Origin of the sequence: Mycobacterium sp., assembly GCF_049281135.1 — a bacterium.
Classification (GTDB): Bacteria; Actinomycetota; Actinomycetes; order Mycobacteriales; family Mycobacteriaceae; genus Mycobacterium.
The window spans coordinates 1-3,479 of record NZ_JBAPRN010000709.1 but is presented as its reverse complement, the minus strand read 5'-3'; the positions used below and the strand labels follow the sequence as shown (position 1 = coordinate 3,479).

Annotated in this window: 3 protein-coding genes; 2 read left to right on the top strand and 1 reads right to left on the bottom strand. The window is 63.4% G+C overall.

All coding sequences use genetic code 11. The annotated features are described in order from the left end of the window. Positions 1–520: 520 nt before the first annotated feature. Together WAN02_RS28225 and WAN02_RS28220 are read left to right on the top strand one after the other, a co-directional pair. Positions 521–1,141: a hypothetical protein gene (locus WAN02_RS28225; RefSeq protein WP_422268611.1), complete on the top strand. Its 621-nt coding sequence runs from the start codon at positions 521–523 to the stop codon at positions 1,139–1,141. Positions 1,142–1,143: 2 nt separating this feature from the next. Further along, positions 1,144–2,793 carry a PEP-utilizing enzyme gene (locus WAN02_RS28220; protein ID WP_422268609.1) on the top strand — a complete coding sequence of 550 codons (1,650 nt, stop codon included), beginning with the start codon at positions 1,144–1,146 and terminating at the stop codon, positions 2,791–2,793. Positions 2,794–3,021: 228 nt separating this feature from the next. Here the strand turns inward: WAN02_RS28220 and WAN02_RS28215 are convergent. Then, positions 3,022–3,479, bottom strand: a 458-nt coding sequence (locus WAN02_RS28215) for a helix-turn-helix domain-containing protein (RefSeq protein ID WP_422268607.1), incomplete at its 5' end; no start/stop codon positions are given.

The following is a 3,479-nucleotide window of genomic DNA, read 5'->3' as shown; positions in this document are numbered from 1 at the left end:
TGGGAGCACTACCCCACGCACCTCACGAACGGCATGTGCGACAACAACATCCGCGATGGCGCGACGCCCTACCCGTGCCCAGCTTCATGACCGGCGGTCGAAAGGCTCAATGAACAGGCGCCAGGCTTCGCGACCCCGCAGCTCCTCCGCCGGTGCCACTTTGGACCGGAACGCGGATGCCGATTTCACCGTGCCACTGTGGAGCGAGACGCGATGGCATTGCTGCTGGAGCGTAGAGGCCGGAGCGGGCATCTACATTCATACTGGGCGGTTCCGTAAAGACCTCGACATGTGGTGGGCGCATATCGCCGCGTACCTTCCAGATGGCTTGTTGGCTGTTGACCGGTTCTGGTTCCGCAACGTGAGTCCAGCCGGTCTCGATTCGCAGAACCTGAGCCTCACAATCACCGAAAGTGGTTGGCGCTCCAGGTTTGACGGAGTATGCGAACTGACGAGCACGGCCGCGCTCAGCGCAGCCTCGCGTGGATGTGCAGGACCTACGGCCGGAGTACGGTGGGAGGTGACCGCTACCGCCGCGGCACCGCTCTGGGATGTGTACTCGAGCACCGATCGCGAACAGGACTTCGCGTCAATGCTGCATATCCAACAAGCCGCCACCACTGAAGGAACATTATGGGTGGACGGCGCCGAGTATCCACTTCACGGCGTCGGATTCAAGGACCACTCCAGCGGCGCCAGGACTTTCGGTGCCTGGCATGGCCACCGGTTCATGATCGCGGTGATGCCCCAGTGGGTAGTTCATGCTTTCACAGTGTTCCGTGACGACAGTCCTGCTGCTGAACCGATCGGCTTGGTCATGGAAGACGGTGTCACGACAGCAATCACCCAGTTCGAGTCGCCCAGGCTCAGCGACGCTACCGGTGCACCGGTAGACAGCGTGATGGTGGTAGACGGGCCTTCGGGCCCGATGACACTGAATGCCAGCATTATTCATGCCCTGCCCATCACCATCACCGAGGACGGTGACAACTACAACGGCGTCGACTGGCAGGTGGCGTCGGACCCGATGGTCATGGTCGAAGGGATCGTCGCCCTGACGACGGCGGACGGCGAGCGCGGCGTCGGCTTCCTTGAGCGCAGCGCACGTCAATCGACACTGCCACGGCCTAAGGGAGCGTGAGCATGAACGTTGTCCCGCCGTCAGAGTCCGACGCCCGCGCGGGATGCAGCCACCAAGGTCTGACGTGTCCCACAGCGGATGGTGTGCTGTGGACGCGCGTGAACACCGGTGAACTGATGCCTGGGATCATGAAGCCGCTTGCCTGGAGCTACTACGCGTACGGAGTGGAGTCTGGACTTCGGCGCGGCTTCCACCATCTCGGGTTGATCGACGCCGGGGAGGCGATCTTTCCACTGCCGGTGTGCGAACGAATTGTCGCCTCCTTCCATGGCCGGCTGAGCGGCAACGTCAATGTGGCACGGCGCATCTTCGGTGCCTTACCGGGAGTTTCCGGTGACGACATCGAACGCGATCTGCTGGGCTCGGTACGCGACCGGATCGTCGAGGATCCGCCTGCCGGACGCATGGGGGCGCTGATGACCCGCATCCCTGCGGTGATGTTCACCGGCGGCCGGCAAGCACGTGAGCATCACGCACGTGTCGAGGCTTGGTGGCGCGCTAGCGTCGACGGCGACTCACTGCGAGAGGGCCTGGATCCCATCGTCACTGCCCACGCGGCACTGGCAGAATTCATCACGACACTGCGACTGCAGATCTGGATGCGGGTGTTCGGTCAAGCCGTCTCCGCCCAGTTGGCTGCCGTCGCGGACTTCGTCGGGCGGCCCGAAATCGTGGGTACGCTGCTGGGCGGCGCAGCGGCGACCGAAGAGGCCCGTATTGCGGATGACTTGTTTCACGTCGCTACGGGTCGCAAGTCCCTGGACCGGTTCATCGCCGACCACGGGTATCAAGGACCGAATTCGGGGGATCCGGCTGCCCGTGTCTGGCGCGAGGACCGCCGGCCAGTCGAGCGCTTGCTCGATGCTCTCGCCACTGCGGACCCACCGGCTGAACGTCGCGCCCGGATGGTTGCCGATCGGCGTCGAACTGTCAAGGCCGTTCTCGCCCAGTTGCCTGCACATCGAAGGCCGGTGGCGCGCTTGGCGATTCACCTGGCGCCGATAGCCGCACGCAGTATCGAGGGGACCAAGACGTCGATGCTGCGGACGGTAGATGTCGGCCGGGCCGCCGCTCGCGTGGTTGGCGCTGAGATGGTGGCCGCACGGATCACCGGTGACGTCGACGATGTATTCCACCTGTATTGCGATGAAATCGCCGGGTGGAACGGCGGCCGCACAGCGGCGACGATCGCGGCACGCAAAGAATTGCACGCGGCATTCCTGACTGAAGACTTCCCGGAGACATGGGAGGGTGAGCCGGTCGTCGGTTCACGGCCGGAGTCGCACATCGCGGAGGTGACGACGGTGCGGGGTCTCGGGGTCAGTCCCGGCACTGTCCAGGGGCGTGTCCGTATCGTGCGCGACGCCGCCGACGACGTCACCATCGATAACGGTGACATCCTCGTCTGCCCGACCACCGATCCGGGCTGGGTATCCCTCATGACGCTCGCCGGCGCAGTGGTTATCGACATCGGTGCCGCAGGCTCGCACGGGGCGATTGTGGCGCGCGAACTCGGGGTGCCGTGCGTGGCGGGCACCCGATCGGGGACCCGCGATCTTCGTGACGGTGACATCGTTCATGTCGACGGCTCGTCGGGGATCGTCGAGGTGGTCCAGCGCCGACCCGTCCAGACGGCGGACTGGCCGCAGTAACACTGACACACAACGCTTCTGACCGCTAAAAGCCCTGCCGCATCGAACAAGTTGAGGTCGCGGTGGACAGGCGGTGGATGATCGATCGGCAGGTGTCGTCTTCTGCGGCTAACGAGCGGCTATCTAGCCCTATCGATGCGTTGACCGGCTGAGATCGCCGCCACTAACGGAATGCAAATCGTCTTGGGTTGACACGAGGTGCGGGTGTGCAGGCGGTGCTCGTCTTAACTACCGACTGGCGAGGCTCAGTCCATCCCCGAGCGTTTCTTTCCTGAACTGCTGAATGGTCCTGCCGGTGCGGGCTTTGAAGAAGCGCCTCAGGCTGCGTTCCTCGGAAAAGCCGACGCGATGAGCGATTTGCCTGATCTCCAGATCCGTTGTCGCGAGCAGATTTTGAATCGCTTCCAGCCGGATGGCGATGTTGACGTCGCTGAAGTTGAGTTCTTCCTTTTCGAGCTTACGGTTCAGCGTCCTGGCGGTGCAGTGCAGCCGTTCGGCGACGTCGGCAATGCTCAAGTGGCGGTGCAGGTTCTGCTGAAGGATGGCCCGGACCTTGTGCGAGACCATCGAGCCGGCCTTGACGCTGTTGAATACGTCCGTCAGGTGCCTCAGACAAAGCTGGTGCGTTTCCGGGTCATGACCGCGCAGCGGAATGCTCATGGCGTTGGTGGTGAGCAACATGGTGC